The organism is Microvirga sp. Mcv34 (genome assembly GCF_024519725.1).
GTDB lineage: Bacteria > Pseudomonadota > Alphaproteobacteria > Rhizobiales > Beijerinckiaceae > Microvirga.
In genome coordinates this window covers 1-347 of sequence record NZ_JALJRK010000297.1, presented here as the reverse complement: position 1 = coordinate 347, position 347 = coordinate 1, and the positions used below count along the sequence as shown (strand labels likewise).

Genomic DNA, 347 nt, shown 5'->3' with positions numbered 1-347 from the left:
CATTCTGCAAAACCTTCGCCTTCACCTCGATCTGAAGCTGCTCGGTCACCAGCTCACCCATGCGATGCATCCGGTTGCGGCAGCACGGACAGACCTTCTGGTCGTCGGCAAGGTCATACTCGACGCGCTCGCGCGGCAGGTTCTCTGGCAGGGGCCGGCGCCCGCGTTTCTTGCCGTCCGGCTTTTGGGTGTCCGGCAATCCCGTGTCCGGAAGATCAACGGCAGCCACCTCGTCGGCGCTGCCCTCGTCTGCATCGGCCTCGCGGGCAGCCTGCTCGGCTTCGTTGAAGACGCGATCCATGTGCTTTTCGCTACGCGGCGCAAATCGATGCAGCCGCGCCAGCGCC

The 347-nt window shown here is 64.8% G+C and carries 1 pseudogene; it reads right to left on the bottom strand.

Annotation, left to right across the window (positions count from 1 at the left end):
* Positions 1-347: pseudogene (locus OC446_RS30690) on the bottom strand (IS66 family transposase); the annotation flags it as partial.